This is a genomic window from Pseudomonas sp. BR20, assembly GCF_050780135.1.
GTDB lineage: Bacteria > Pseudomonadota > Gammaproteobacteria > Pseudomonadales > Pseudomonadaceae > Aquipseudomonas.
Genome location: NZ_CP172012.1, coordinates 5314355 through 5328172 on the forward strand (window position 1 = coordinate 5314355; position 13818 = coordinate 5328172).

A 13818-nucleotide genomic window follows, 5' to 3' on the forward strand; every position below is an offset into this window, starting at 1 on the left:
ATGGTGCCCAAATAAATATAGAAATGTGGAGACAACCCCCCATGCAAACCGACACAACTCGCGAGAACCCGCAAGGCTCCGTGCCGCAGGCCGCTGATTCGAATATGGATCTGTCCGCCACTGCACCTGGCCAATTGCGCGTGATCAAGCGTAACGGCACTGTCGTTCCTTACACCGATGACAAAATCACCGTCGCTATCACCAAAGCGTTTCTTGCAGTTGAAGGCGGCACCGCTGCTGCCTCGTCGCGCATCCACGACACCGTTGCCCGCCTGACCGAACAGGTCACCGCGACCTTCAAGCGTCGTATGCCGTCGGGCGGCACCATCCACATCGAAGAAATCCAGGACCAGGTCGAACTGGCCCTGATGCGTGCCGGCGAGCAGAAAGTGGCCCGCGACTACGTGATCTACCGCGATTCGCGCGCCAAGGAACGTGCCGTACGCTCCCCGGCCGAAGAAGCCGCCGTGCAAGCGCACCCCTCGATCCGCATCACCCTGGCCGACGGCAGCTTTGCCCCGTTGGACCTGGGCCGCCTGAACACCATCATCACCGAGGCCTGCGAAGGCCTGGAAGAAGTCGACGGTGACCTGATCCAGCGCGAAACCCTGAAGAACCTGTACGACGGCGTGGCCCTGACCGACGTCAACACCGCCCTGGTGATGACCGCCCGTACCCTGGTTGAACGCGAGCCGAACTACTCGTTCGTGACCGCGCGCCTGCTGATGGACACCCTGCGTGCCGAAGGCCTGGGCTTCCTGGGCGTGGCCGACAGCGCCACCCACCACGAAATGGCCGACCTGTACGCCAAGGCGCTGCCTGCCTATATCGCCAAGGGTATCGAATTCGAATTGCTGAACCCGGTCCTGGCCACCTTCGACCTGGAAAAACTCGGCAAGGCGATCAACCACGAGCGCGACCAGCAGTTCACCTACCTGGGCCTGCAAACCCTGTACGACCGTTACTTCATCCACAAGGACGGTATCCGCTTCGAACTGCCGCAAGTGTTCTTCATGCGCGTGGCCATGGGCCTGGCGATCGAAGAGAAGCACAAAGAAGACCGTGCGATCGAGTTCTACAACCTGCTGTCGTCCTTCGACTACATGTCGTCCACACCGACCCTGTTCAACGCCGGCACCCTGCGTCCACAGCTGTCGAGCTGCTACCTGACCACCGTGCCGGATGACCTGTCGGGCATCTACCACGCGATCCACGACAACGCCATGTTGTCCAAATTCGCCGGTGGCCTGGGCAACGACTGGACACCAGTGCGTGCACTGGGTTCGTACATCAAGGGCACCAACGGCAAGTCCCAGGGCGTCGTACCGTTCCTGAAAGTCGTGAACGACACCGCCGTAGCGGTCAACCAGGGCGGCAAGCGCAAAGGCGCAGTGTGTGCCTACCTGGAAACCTGGCACATGGACATTGAAGAGTTCATCGAGCTGCGCAAGAACACGGGCGATGACCGTCGTCGTACCCACGACATGAACACCGCCAACTGGATCCCTGACCTGTTCATGAAGCGCGTCTTCGATGACGGCAAGTGGACCCTGTTCTCGCCATCCGAAGTGCCGGACCTGCACGACCTGACCGGCAAGGCCTTCGAAGAGCGCTACGAGTACTACGAAGCCCTCACCGAGTACCCAGGCAAGGTCAAGCTGTTCAAGACCATCCAGGCCAAAGACCTGTGGCGCAAGATGCTGTCCATGCTGTTCGAAACCGGCCACCCATGGCTGACCTTCAAGGACCCATGCAACCTGCGCAGCCCGCAGCAGCACGTGGGCGTGGTCCACAGCTCGAACCTGTGCACCGAGATCACCTTGAACACCAACAAGGACGAGATCGCCGTTTGCAACCTGGGCTCGATCAACCTGCCGAACCACATCGTCAACGGCAAGCTGGACACCGCCAAGCTGGAGCGCACCGTCAACACCGCCGTACGCATGCTCGATAACGTTATCGACATCAACTACTACTCGGTGCCACAGGCGCAGAACTCCAACTTCAAGCACCGTCCGGTCGGCCTCGGCATCATGGGCTTCCAGGACGCGTTGTACCTGCAGCACATTCCTTACGGTTCGGATGCGGCGGTCGAGTTCGCCGACAAGTCCATGGAAGCGGTCAGCTACTACGCGATCCAAGCTTCCTGCGACCTGGCCGACGAGCGCGGCGCCTACGAGACGTTCCAGGGCTCGCTGTGGTCCAAGGGCATCCTGCCGCTGGATTCGCAACAGATCCTGATCGAGCAGCGTGGCCAGAAGTACATCGACGTTGACCTGAACGAATCCCTGGACTGGGCACCGGTACGTGCCCGTGTGCAGAAAGGCATTCGTAACTCCAACATCATGGCCATCGCACCGACCGCGACCATCGCCAACATCACTGGCGTATCGCAGTCGATCGAACCGACCTACCAGAACCTGTATGTGAAATCGAACCTGTCGGGCGAATTCACCGTGATCAACCCGTACCTGGTCCGCGACCTGAAAGCCCGCGGCCTGTGGGACTCGGTCATGATCAACGACCTGAAGTACTACGACGGTTCCGTGCAGCAGATCGAGCGCATCCCGCAGGAACTCAAAGAGCTCTACGCGACGGCGTTCGAAGTGGACACCAAGTGGATCGTCGACGCCGCCAGCCGTCGCCAGAAGTGGATCGACCAGGCTCAGTCGCTGAACCTGTACATCGCCGGCGCATCGGGCAAGAAGCTCGACGTGACCTACCGCATGGCCTGGTACCGTGGCCTGAAAACCACTTACTACCTCCGTGCCCTGGCCGCGACCAGCACCGAGAAATCGACCATCAACACCGGTAAGCTGAACGCTGTTTCCAGCGGCAACCACGGTGATGATTCGGTGCTCGCCGCACCGGCCGGCCCGGCCCCCGTGCCAAAGGCCTGCGCGATCGACGAGCCGGATTGCGAAGCTTGCCAATGATGCCAATAAACTAATAGCGGATACATCGCTAGAAAGGCCGCCCTTTGGCGGCCTTTTGCATTGCTTTTTTCTTGAACTACGGTGAGGTCAGGTCTACCCGATAGATAGAGAGCGTATACATTGCTCAGCTACCACGTCAGAACCTTTGAAGCCTAAGACGGCGCCCTCCTCTCGGTGCTTGTGGACGACCGGGGTGCCCCCTTTTCTGGCCGAATGCCTACGCGACATTAAAATATCGCGACGCCGGGCGCTCGAATTACCCCCTCACCAACACCCTCCGTACCATCGGGATAGCTCACTAATGGGCGGCAGCCCGGGGCCACGATTTAGACATTTGGTTGAGCAACGGGGCCTTTCTCAATGCTGATGAGGCTACAGACCCAGCGCTCTACCTGAGACTGGATAGCGATGCTCAACGCTTGAGCTTCAGTTTGCATCTGCACCTTCACTCCGCGCGATTTACAGTGCTGAGCAAATCAGGGGGGATTCAAGAATGTTAAGCAGGCCAGACTGTTAGCGCTGATTGAAAACTGCCCTAAACCGTGGGTGGGGCTCGAGTTACTTCGAGACAGAACGATGGCTCGAAGAATCTGACCTTCCAGAGCTGTTCAGAGCCCCCAACCTGTAGACCACTACGACCTGAATCGAATTGGTTTGGTAAATACCCCCGGAACATTCCTCCCGGCTTACGCAACCGACCTACAAGACCGAGCGACCTTCCTCCTGAACTCGGAACTAGACGACTATCCCCGGCTTGCCAACGAACAATTGCAGAGTAGAGAGGGGAATATCGATGAGTACGAGATTCCGGATTTATGCTTACTGGGCGTTACGGCTGAAAATCCTGATCACTTCATCCAGATGCTCGGCCATTGCCTGACGCGCTGCGTCGGGGTCGTGCTGCTCTAATGCTTGCAGTACACGCCGGTGTTCATCTTCCGAACGATGGGGCATGTCGTCCGAACTGTAATGACTTTGCAGGCGCTGGAACATGCTGCCATAGCGATGGCCCAACAGGTGTTGAATCATCAGCGCGTAGGCCGGGTTGTCCGAGGCTTGAGCGATGCGGATATGGAATAGACGGTCTCCGGGGTGAGTGTGTGAATCTTCGAAGTTATCCTGAACATTGCGCTCGAACGCCTCACGGATACCTGCCAGTTCTTCATCGCTGGCATTTAACGCCGCAAGTGCGGCGGCTTCGGGCTCGATCAGGCGCCGGGCCTGAAGCAAGGCGAATGGCGGGATTTCAGCACTGAAATCAATCTCAATCCCCAGTTCAGGGTCCAGCTCTCTCCACTGATTGCGCGTGACCTGGGCCATCACCGGCTCATTCGATACCGTTTGTACCGAGGGCTCGCAAACCAATACCCCATTGCCAACGCGTACATCCACCAAGCCGATCACTTCTAGCGCAATCATCGCCTCTCGCACCGAGGCACGGCTCACGCCTAGCAACTTGGCCAATTCACGCTCGGCCGGCAAACGGCTGCCAGGGGGAAATTCTCCGCTGTCGATCAAGGCCCGCAGCTGGTCGGCGATTTGCCGGTAAAGTCTTTGATTATCAATAACTTGAAATGGCATTGAGAAATAAGCTCTGGGTCTGGACAGCATTCGACAAGCACTTTTGTGCAGAAAGACGCTTGTTGGTGGTTGAGCTGAATGCTATAAAAGGCTCAATGGCCTGACCATTGAACCCGTAACGTGAAGTGATCATAGCAAACTTTACCCCGACTCTTGAGTAGGTTTGCCAATTGTTTCGCCCTCAATGGCCTGACCATTGGGCCAAAACTTCACAATAACAATAAATATTTAGCGTCACGGAGCACTTATGGATCTTTCCGGCAAACGCGTGCTGATCACGGCGGGCGCACAGGGCATTGGCCTGGCCAGTGTCCAGGCCTATCTCGCTGCTGGCGCTGAAGTATTCGCCGCAGACATCAATGCTAGCGCCCTCGAAGTACTTGAAGGTGCACATACCCATATTCTAGACGTCACCGATGCAAGCGCTATTGAGCGTCTGGCCCAAGAGCTGGGTCCGCTGGATATTCTATTCAACTGCGCAGGCGTGGTTCACAGCGGCAACATCCTGGAGTGCAGCGAAAAAGACTGGGCCTTCGCTCTGGACCTGAACGTTACTGCCATGTACCGCATGATCCGCGCTTTTTTGCCGGGAATGATAGAGAACGGTGGCGGCTCGATCATCAACATGGCCTCGGTGGCTTCCAGCGTTAAAGGCGTCCCCAATCGGTTTGCGTACTGCGCCAGCAAAGGCGCGGTGATTGGCCTGACACGTTCAGTGGCAGCTGATTTCGTTAGTCAGAACATCCGCTGCAACGCCATTTGCCCCGGCACCGTTGACTCCCCCTCCCTGCGTCAACGCATCAGTGAACAAGCCCAGCGTGAAGGTCGCAGTACCGCAGAGGTCTATGCCGCCTTCGTTGCCCGCCAACCCATGGGCCGCATCGGCACCGCCGAGGAAATAGCGCAACTGGCGTTATACCTGGGTTCGAGTGCCAGCGGATTCACCACCGGAACTGCGCAAATTATTGATGGCGGCTGGAGCAACTGACACCTGCTGCCACATTCGATCTGCGCCCCCCTTGGTTCTAACTTACAAAGGAATTCATATGAAATTGCTGCGCTATGGCGAAAAAGGCCAGGAACGTCCTGCTCTCCTTGATAACAACGGTCAACTGCGCGACTTGTCCGCAGTGGTCGCTGATATCGCAGGCGAAACACTGAGCCCACAGAGCATTGTCCGCCTGCAAGATATCGACCCGTCCAGCCTGCCGCTGGTTGAAGGCTCGCCACGCATCGGCGCTTGCGTCGGCCAAGTCGGCAAGTTCATCTGCATCGGCCTCAACTACGCCGACCACGCAGCCGAAACTGGCGCCGCCATCCCGACCGAACCAGTGATATTCAGCAAATGGACCAGCGCCATTGTCGGCCCGAATGACGATATCGAAATCCCGCGCAACTCACGCAAAACCGACTGGGAAGTCGAGCTGGGCGTGGTCATCGGCAAAGGCGGCCGCTACATCAGCGAAAGCGATGCCCTTGAACACGTGGCGGGTTATTGCGTAATCAATGACGTGTCCGAGCGCGAGTTTCAGCTGGAGCTGGGCGGCACTTGGGATAAAGGCAAAGGTTGCGACACGTTCGGCCCGCTCGGCCCTTGGCTGGTGACTCGCGATGAAATCGCCGACCCGCATCAGCTGGACCTGTGGTTGGAAGTTGACGGCAAGCGTTACCAGAACGGCAATACGCGGACGATGATTTTCCAGATTCCGAAAATCATCAGTTACCTCAGCCAGTTCATGAGCCTGCAACCCGGCGATGTGATCTCTACCGGCACTCCCCCTGGCGTCGGTCTGGGTTTGAAGCCTGAGCCGGTGTACCTGCGCGCAGGTCAGCAAATCCGGCTGGGCATCGCCGGCCTCGGCGAACAAAACCAACGCACCGTGAATGCCCAGTGACAGGAAGCTGCACCATGACCATGATTACCGCCGTACGCGTTGAAGATATCCGCTTTCCTACTTCGCAATCTCTCGATGGTTCGGATGCGATGAACCCGAACCCGGACTACTCAGCGGCCTATGTGATTCTCGAAACTGATACATCGGGCCTTGAGGGCCACGGGCTAACCTTCACCATCGGCCGTGGCAACGAAATTTGCTGCGCTTCGATCAACGCACTGGCCAGTTTGCTGGTGGGGTTGAAGCTGGAATGGATTGCCGAAGACATGGGTCGTTTCTGGCGCCACGTCACCAGTGACAGCCAACTGCGCTGGATCGGCCCGGATAAAGGCGCCATTCACTTGGCTACCGGTGCAGTAGTCAACGCTGCCTGGGACTTGTGGGCCAAGGCCGAGGGCAAGCCGGTATGGCGTTTGGTTGCGGACATGAGCCCCGAGCAGTTGGTGCGTTGCATTGACTTTCGCTACATCACCGACTGCATCACCCCCGCAGAAGCCCTGACGCTGCTGCGCGAACGTACCCACGGTAAAGCCGAGCGCCTGGCCCAGCTCGAAGCGCAAGGTTACCCGTGCTACACCACTTCCGCCGGTTGGCTGGGGTATGCCGACGACAAACTGCGCCGCCTGTGTCAGGAGGCGGTCGACGCCGGATTCTCCCACGTCAAACTCAAAGTCGGCCACGACCTGGATGACGACATCCGCCGCGTGCGTATTGCCCGTGAAGTGCTGGGCCCGGATCGCCAATTGATGATCGACGCCAATCAGGTGTGGGAAGTCGATACGGCCATCGACTGGGTGCGCGAACTGTCCTTCGCCAACCCATGGTTTATTGAAGAGCCCACCAGCCCGGACGACGTCGAAGGCCATCGAAAAATTCGCTTGGGGGTCGCCCCGGTCCAAGTCGCCACCGGAGAGATGTGCCAGAACCGTATCGTGTTCAAACAACTGATCATGCGTGAAGCGATTGATGTCGTGCAGATTGACGCCTGCCGCCTGGGCGGGGTCAATGAGGTGTTGGCGGTGATGCTGATGGCCGCCAAGTACAACTTACCGGTATGTCCGCACGCCGGCGGTGTGGGGTTGTGCGAGTACGTTCAGCACCTGTCGATGATTGATTACCTGTGCATCGCCGGCACTCATGAAGGTCGTGTAGTGGAGTTTGTCGACCATCTGCACGAACACTTCGTAGACCCTTGCATCATTCGTAATGCGGCGTACATGCCACCACAGGCACCTGGCTTCTCTATCCAGATGAAGACCGCCTCCCGCGAACAGTTCCGGTATCGGGGCTAACCGCCATGCCATCCTCACACCCACTTCGGTTGGATGCTCACCAGCACTTCTGGCGCTATGACGCTGAAGCCTATCCCTGGATCGGCCGCGACATGGATTGCTTGCGCCGGGACTTTCAGCCCGATGATCTGAAGCCTTTACTGGATGCAGCCGGAGTTGACGGCTGCATCGCCGTGCAGGCTCGCGCCTGCGAGCGCGAAACCGATCAACTATTGATGTTGGCTGCGCGTTATCCGTGGATACATGCCGTGGTGGGTTGGGTTGACCTGTGTGCCGGCGACCTTGAACAGTCGCTGGAACGTTGGTCTGAGGCCAAGGTATTGCGGGGTTTTCGTCATCAACTACAGGACGAAAGCTCACCTCGCGAGTTTATGCAAAACCCGGCATTCAATCGGGGGTTGGCAACCTTGCAGCGTCAGGGGCTGGTATACGAAATGCTGATCAAAGCCACTGATCTGGGGGCCGCAACGCGCTTGTGCCAGCTACACGATCAACATCACCTGGTGCTCGACCACTTGGCCAAGCCTGACGTGCAGGCCAAAGACCTGCACGCTTGGGCTGCGCAACTCGCACCGCTGGCGGCCCTGCCCCACGTCAGTTGCAAGTTATCGGGGCTGATTACCGAGGCCCATTGGCAAGACTGGCAAAGCGCGCAATTGACGCCCTACTTGGAAACCGCACTGCACCTGTTTGGCCCTGAGCGCCTGATGTTCGGCTCAGACTGGCCGGTGTGCCTGTTGGCCGGTCACTACACAGATACCTACCGTTTGGTCGACAGCGTATTGCACAGCTTGAGTACGACGCAGCAAGCCGCAATTTGGGGCGGCAATGCCTGCGCTGTTTACGGGATTGAAGGAGTGATGCAATGAATCTGTACCTACAAGACAAGGTTTTTATCGTCACGGGCGGCGGCTCGGGTATTGGTGCCGCCATCTCTTTAGGTTTAGCAAACGAAGGCGCCATTCCGGTAATTTTCGGCCATAGCCCGCTGTCAGATGAACTGAAACGAGAGCTGGATCTGCGCGGCACACAAAGCTTATTTATTCAGGTCGAACTGCGTGATGAAGAGGCTTGTCGCGCCGCCGTCGCCAGCGTGCAGCAGCGCTTCGGACGCATCGACGGACTGGTCAACAATGCCGGGGTCAACGATGGTGTGGGGCTTGAAGCCGGGCGTTCGGCATTCGTTGAATCGCTGGAAAAAAACCTGATCCATTACTACTTGATGACTCACCTGTGCGTGGACGCACTCAAGGCCACGCGCGGCTCCATCGTCAATATCAGTTCCAAAACGGCTCTCACCGGTCAGGGCGGCACCAGCGGCTACACCGCCGCCAAAGGCGCGCAACTGTCGTTGACTCGCGAATGGGCCACTTCATTGCGTGGCGATGGAATTCGGGTCAACGCGGTGATTCCGGCAGAAGTCATGACTCCACTCTACGAGCGCTGGGTCAACACCTTTGCCGACCCGCAAGCCAAGCTGGCGAGCATTGTCGAAAAAATCCCATTTGAACAACGCATGACTACGAGTGAAGAGATCGCCGACAGCGTGCTGTTTCTGTTGTCGCCGCGGGCCTCCCATACCACAGGGCAATGGTTGGTGGTGGATGGCGGCTACACCCATCTGGACCGGGCGCTGACATGAACGCCCAGCGCCAATGCCTGGCTCTGGACCTGATTGACGACCCGGCGTTGATTGCCGAATACGAGCATCTGCATCAACAAATCTGGCCTCGTGTCAGCGAGCACCTGCGTCAGCACGGCGTTCTCGACATGCAGATTTGGCGATTGGGCACGCGGCTTTTTATGGTCATGGACACCGCCCCCGAATTCAGCACCCAAGCGCTTGCAAGGGCGGCTGCCGGCGACGCCTTGGTGCAGGAATGGGAAGCGTTGATGTGGCGTTTTCAGCAACCCACGCCATGGACAAAACCGACAGAAAAATGGGCACCGATGACTCGGATCTTCACCCTCACCGAGCAACCCTGAGGCAGAGATAGACCCAGTGGACGTGGGCTTGCTCACGCTTAAACCACCCCGATGTTTCAGACAGACCGCTGCACCGATCTAACAACAATAAAAAGGAAAAATGCCATGTCACTCAAGCAATCGAACGTCGCAGTTCCACCCATCATTCGGGCGATTACATCCTATCGCAGAGCCCTGATTTTGGTGACCTCTCTGTTCTTCCTGTGGGGTTTGTCCTATGGCTTGCTGGATGTCCTGAACAAGCACTTTCAAGAAACCCTGCACGTCAGCAAAGCGCAATCCGGCTTGCTTCAAAGCGCGTACTTCGGGGCGTACTTTTTAATCGCTCTGCCTGCCGGTTTGTTGATGGATAAATACGGCTACAAGGCCGGCATCCTGATGGGCCTGTGCCTCTACGCTACCGGCGCCCTACTGTTTATGCCTGCGGCGGCCGCACAAAGCTTTCAGTTCTTTTTGTTCGCATTGTTTGTCATCGCCTGCGGTCTGGGCTGTCTTGAAACCGCCGCCAATCCCTATGCCACGGCGCTGGGCTCACCCGCAGGCGCAGAGCGGCGCTTGAACCTGGCTCAATCATTCAACGGCCTGGGGCAGTTTTTTGGCCCACTGATTGGAGGTGCGTTGTTCTTCAGCGGTGCCAACAACGTCGACACCACCCAGTCACTCCAAACCACCTATCTGGTGATTGCCGCAATGGTGTTGCTGGTAACTGTACTTATAGCCCGGACCCCGCTGCCTGATTTGCGTGAGCAAGAATCCCAGGTCCAGCAGCACGACAGCAAATCCCTGTGGCAGCACCGTGAATTCGTCACCGGAGTGATCACCCAATTTTTCTATGTCGGCGCGCAAGTCGGCGTCGGTGCATTTTTCATCAACTACGTCACCGAACACTGGGCGCAGATGAGCAGCCAACAGGCCGCGTATCTCCTGTCAGTGGCCATGCTCAGCTTCATGTTTGGCCGTTTCTTCAGCACTTGGCTGATGGGCCGGGTGAATGCTCAGCGCCTACTGCTGACTTACGCTCTAATCAACGTAGCACTGAGCGCCGTGGTGGTTATGGGTATTGAAGGCGTGTCAGTGGTGGCCTTGGTGGCGATGTTCTTCTTTATGTCGATCATGTTCCCGACCATTTTCGCCATGGGCGTCAAAAACCTCGGCCAACATACCAAGCGCGGCAGCTCATTCATGATCATGGCCATTGTCGGCGGCGCATTGCTGCCTTACCTGATGGGCGTGGTGGCTGATCATTCGTCCACTGCCATGGCGTATCTATTACCGATGGGCTGTTTTTTGGTAGTAGCGGCCTATGCCCAAGGCGCCTTGAAGAAGCTGTAAGAGCTGTATCGATTTGCTGCACTCCAAAACAACAATAATCGGAGACGCGTCATGTCCAGCACTGCGTTGAAACGGGCACTCAGTAAAATTCGCTGGCGCATCTTGCCCTTTGTCGCATTGATGTTTGCGATGGCGATCATTGACCGATCCAACATTGGTTTTGCCAAACACGCCTTCCAGGCCGACACCGGCCTGAGTAACGCCGCTTTTGCGCTTGGTGCGGGCATTTTCTTTATTGGCTACGCCGTGTTTGAGGTGCCCAGCAATCTGATGCTGCACAGGATTGGCGCCCGTATCTGGCTAAGCCGCATCATGGTCACTTGGGGGCTGGTCTCGGCCGCAATGATGTTTGCCCACGACGAAACCAGCTTCTATATCCTGCGCTTTTTGCTGGGGGTGGCCGAAGCCGGTCTGTCGCCGGGCGTGGTGCTGTACCTGACCTACTGGTTTGCGCAGAACCAGCGCGGTTCGGCCTACGGCATTTACTATTTCGGTGTACCGGTGTCGTTGATGGTAGGCGGGCCGGTGTCGGGCTGGCTGCTGGAAACCGCCCAGTTCGGCCTGGCCGGCTGGCAATGGATGTTTGTCACCGAAGGCCTCGCAGCCTCGATCATTGGCGTGTTTGCGTTCTTTTACCTTTCCGACAAACCGCGAGATGCCAACTGGTTGAGTACCGAAGAAAAAGCAGCGATTGAACACGAACTGGAAAAAGAGCAACTGTTGAAAGCCAATCAAGGCCCCTCTTCATGGCGTGCCGCGCTGATCAACCCCAAGGTGCTTTACTTCACCCTGATCTATTTCACAATTCAAGTGAGTGTCTACGGTGTACTGTTTTACCTGCCCACGCGAATCGCCGAACTGCTCTCCACCGGTATCGGTCTGAAAGTAGGCATGCTGACCGCCATCCCCTGGATTGCTACTGTTTGCGTGCTGTACGCGGTCACCCGCTACGCCGACCGCAAAGGCCAGCAAGCTCGTTTTGCAGCCTTGATGCTCGCACTGGCAGCAATTGGGATGGTGGGCTCAACCTTGAGCGGCAGTCTGCCGTTGGTGATACTTGCGTTCTGCGTTGCTGCCGCCGGGTTCATCACCGTGCAACCGTTGTTCTGGACCCTTCCTACCCTCTTTTTGGGCGGTGCCGCAGCGGCCAGCGGGATTGCGGTGATTGGCGCATTGGGCAACCTTGGCGGCTTCCTCGCCCCGACGGTCAAAACCTGGGCCGAGCATTACTTCAACAACGCCCACGCGGGGATGTACTTCTTGGCGGTGACCGCCCTGCTCGGCGCACTGATGCTGCTTCGCTCGGCAAAAGAAGGTCACGAGCCGAGCAAGCAAGCGGGTGCACTTCCCAGTAGCGACCGGCTGAAAAACGGCCAGAAGCGGTCATCGAAAACCACAATAGGCTCCTCGGCGAATAACCGGGCTATTGAGGAGCCAAGCTGAAGTGTCCAGGGAACCACAGCCATTTTTGTCCGAAGCCCAAGCCGGATACGCATAATCGAAAGCGAGATCGACCGGGCATCTTTGTCACTCGCGTCGAGGCTGAACGCACCAACTCATCGGAAGTCCGCATGCGCCCGCAGCCGGCTTCCTCTTGGTCGAGACGCTTGGTTAATCAGCCAACCAGACCATTACAGGCATACGAAAGACGCCTGTCGGCACTCTGCCATTAAGCTGAACCCACCTTGGGTTTAACCGCCCCGTCTTGAAAAGCCCCCAATATGCCTGCGGTGTATCGGGGGCTTTCTTTTGCCCGAAAATCCCTCCTAGAGGGCTAGATCAACACGGTCGCTATACCGGACTGAGGCACACCACCACGGCGCCCCCACAACTCGATGCGACCATCGATCACAGCCATCGAGTGGCCGTTGTATTCCACCGTCCCCACCCTGCTGTTTCTCAAGTCGGCATCAGTCGCCGGCCTGTAAAGCCCCCTCAGCCCCAAGCGATCCAGGCCTTCGCGGGAATACTCGCCATCGTTGAGGCTGTTCATCGCGGCCATGAAACTGCGCCCTGCTACGTAATCATTATTTTCTATCTGCGCCCGCTTGGCGCTCGCGGCATACATAAAGTTGGCATCGGTCATCATCGCCGGATCATCGCCCTTGAAACGAGCATGTGTGGCAGCCTGCCTCAATTCATCCTTGGTCAAGGACAGTTTGAAACCATCACGCATTGTCACGTCATAGCCTGTGCTCGTTTCCTTTACCTCCTTGAAGACATCCGTAGGTTTCTGGCCGTACCGCATCATTGCGGCTTTGATTGCAGAAACGGTAACGCAATTGCCATCAGGCCCTTGGCTGAAGCCGCTCCATATATTGTCCGGCTTTTTCCCAGGATTACTGTGGTCTGGCTTGTAGTGGTAATACTTCGAGCCTTCGGTAATCGGCTTATTGCTCATGGACTCGGCAGGGCCAAAACCCGCCGGGTTCACTCTACCGCCGCCTCCACCGCCTCCACCGCCACCTCTCGGCGAGAGCGGCACCGGCGGTGTTACGTCATCGTTATCGGGGAACCACTCCCTCAGCAGCCGCCTGAGAAATTCAAGAAACTTGCCATCGGCTTCTTCGATCAGCGTGTTAAGCACATCCTTGAACCTTCCATCACCCAACTTCTCACGCAGCTCATTCAACGTGTTGCGCAAGTCCTGAACCGTTTGGGTCTTGCCATCTTGATCGGCATCGAACAGTTGGCTAAGCAACGACTTAACCGTAGATACATCAGCGGCAGGTTCAACAGGCGGCGAATCACCTCGCGCAACGCCCGACAAAAAAGGTATGCGACCCGTACTTGACG

Annotated in this window: 10 protein-coding genes and 1 pseudogene; 9 read left to right on the plus strand and 2 right to left on the minus strand. The window is 57.4% G+C overall.

All coding sequences use genetic code 11. The features are described from left to right. Positions 1-41: 41 nt before the first annotated feature. Complete coding sequence (locus ACHPFG_RS24465) at positions 42-2936, plus strand: ribonucleoside-diphosphate reductase subunit alpha (protein ID WP_431700650.1); 2895 nt, start codon at positions 42-44, stop codon at positions 2934-2936. Between the two features lie 819 nt (positions 2937-3755). On the opposite strand, the gene ACHPFG_RS24470 is transcribed toward ACHPFG_RS24465, so the two are convergent. Further along, positions 3756-4517, minus strand: coding sequence for a FadR/GntR family transcriptional regulator (locus tag ACHPFG_RS24470; protein ID WP_431703517.1), 762 nt, complete (start codon positions 4515-4517; stop codon positions 3756-3758). 247 nt (positions 4518-4764) lie between these two features. Here ACHPFG_RS24470 and ACHPFG_RS24475 point away from each other — a divergent pair, with 247 nt between their 5' ends. From ACHPFG_RS24475 to ACHPFG_RS24510, 8 genes and pseudogenes are all read left to right on the plus strand, one after another. Next, on the plus strand, positions 4765-5505 hold the full coding sequence (locus ACHPFG_RS24475; RefSeq protein WP_431700651.1) for an SDR family oxidoreductase: 741 nt from the start codon (positions 4765-4767) through the stop codon (positions 5503-5505). 58 nt (positions 5506-5563) lie between these two features. Then, positions 5564-6412, plus strand: a complete 849-nt coding sequence (locus tag ACHPFG_RS24480) for a fumarylacetoacetate hydrolase family protein (RefSeq protein ID WP_431700652.1) — start codon at positions 5564-5566, stop codon at positions 6410-6412. Positions 6413-6426: 14 nt separating this feature from the next. After that, entirely contained in the window at positions 6427-7704 is a 1278-nt protein-coding gene (locus ACHPFG_RS24485) for an L-fuconate dehydratase (RefSeq protein ID WP_431700653.1), read from the plus strand. Between the two features lie 5 nt (positions 7705-7709). Then, positions 7710-8573, plus strand: a complete 864-nt coding sequence (locus ACHPFG_RS24490; RefSeq protein WP_431700654.1) for an amidohydrolase family protein — start codon at positions 7710-7712, stop codon at positions 8571-8573. Then, the gene (locus ACHPFG_RS24495) at positions 8570-9346 is read left to right on the plus strand and encodes an SDR family oxidoreductase (RefSeq protein ID WP_431700655.1); all 777 of its coding nucleotides are present in this window, start codon (positions 8570-8572) and stop codon (positions 9344-9346) included. Before ACHPFG_RS24490 ends, ACHPFG_RS24495 begins: the two co-directional genes overlap by 4 nt. Beyond that, on the plus strand, positions 9343-9690 hold the full coding sequence (locus ACHPFG_RS24500) for an L-rhamnose mutarotase (RefSeq protein WP_431700656.1): 348 nt from the start codon (positions 9343-9345) through the stop codon (positions 9688-9690). The genes ACHPFG_RS24495 and ACHPFG_RS24500 overlap by 4 nt, the downstream gene beginning before the upstream one ends. A 105-nt stretch (positions 9691-9795) precedes the next feature. Further along, the gene (gene fucP / locus ACHPFG_RS24505) at positions 9796-11022 is read left to right on the plus strand and encodes an L-fucose:H+ symporter permease (RefSeq protein ID WP_431703518.1); all 1227 of its coding nucleotides are present in this window, start codon (positions 9796-9798) and stop codon (positions 11020-11022) included. A gap of 51 nt (positions 11023-11073) precedes the next feature. Then, positions 11074-12363 (plus strand): annotated as a pseudogene (locus ACHPFG_RS24510) (MFS transporter); the annotation flags it as partial. A 433-nt stretch (positions 12364-12796) separates the two neighbouring features. On the opposite strand, the gene ACHPFG_RS24515 reads toward ACHPFG_RS24510, so the two are convergent. Next, positions 12797-13723, minus strand: coding sequence for a hypothetical protein (locus ACHPFG_RS24515; RefSeq protein ID WP_431700657.1), 927 nt, complete (start codon positions 13721-13723; stop codon positions 12797-12799). Positions 13724-13818: the final 95 nt, after the last annotated feature.

Bases quoted from the DNA above. Each gene is read 5' to 3' on its own strand.
- ACHPFG_RS24465 (WP_431700650.1), top strand. From the start codon at position 42: ATGCAAACCGACACAACTCGCGAGAACCCGCAAGGCTCCGTGCCGCAG.
- ACHPFG_RS24470 (WP_431703517.1), bottom strand. From the start codon at position 4,517: ATGCCATTTCAAGTTATTGATAATCAAAGACTTTACCGGCAAATCGCC.
- ACHPFG_RS24475 (WP_431700651.1), top strand. From the start codon at position 4,765: ATGGATCTTTCCGGCAAACGCGTGCTGATCACGGCGGGCGCACAGGGC.
- ACHPFG_RS24480 (WP_431700652.1), top strand. From the start codon at position 5,564: ATGAAATTGCTGCGCTATGGCGAAAAAGGCCAGGAACGTCCTGCTCTC.
- ACHPFG_RS24485 (WP_431700653.1), top strand. From the start codon at position 6,427: ATGACCATGATTACCGCCGTACGCGTTGAAGATATCCGCTTTCCTACT.
- ACHPFG_RS24490 (WP_431700654.1), top strand. From the start codon at position 7,710: ATGCCATCCTCACACCCACTTCGGTTGGATGCTCACCAGCACTTCTGG.
- ACHPFG_RS24495 (WP_431700655.1), top strand. From the start codon at position 8,570: ATGAATCTGTACCTACAAGACAAGGTTTTTATCGTCACGGGCGGCGGC.
- ACHPFG_RS24500 (WP_431700656.1), top strand. From the start codon at position 9,343: ATGAACGCCCAGCGCCAATGCCTGGCTCTGGACCTGATTGACGACCCG.
- fucP (WP_431703518.1), top strand. From the start codon at position 9,796: ATGTCACTCAAGCAATCGAACGTCGCAGTTCCACCCATCATTCGGGCG.